This is a genomic window from Neisseria sp. P0013.S005, from assembly GCF_051958425.1.
GTDB classification, from domain to species: domain Bacteria; phylum Pseudomonadota; class Gammaproteobacteria; order Burkholderiales; family Neisseriaceae; genus Neisseria; species Neisseria subflava.
On the sequence record NZ_JBQCVL010000068.1, the window covers coordinates 1 to 256 of the forward strand.

Here is a 256-nt window from a genome sequence, read left to right on the forward strand (position 1 = left end):
GATTTCACCACGGACTTACCAGTCCACCTACGCACCCTTTAAACCCAGTAAATCCGGATAACGCTTGCACCCTCCGTATTACCGCGGCTGCTGGCACGGAGTTAGCCGGTGCTTCCTTTGGAGGTACCGTCAGGCCGTCCGGGTATTATCCGTCCGGCTTTTCTTTCCTCCTGACAGTGGTTTACGACCCGAGGGCCTTCATCCCACACGCGGCGTTGCTGGGTCAGGCTTTCGCCCATTGCCCAAAATTCCCTAC

1 rRNA gene is annotated in these 256 nt (G+C 57.0%); it reads right to left on the bottom strand.

Going from position 1 to position 256, the window contains the following annotated elements:
- Nucleotides 1-256, bottom strand: a 16S ribosomal RNA gene (locus ACTHTA_RS11525); the annotation flags it as partial.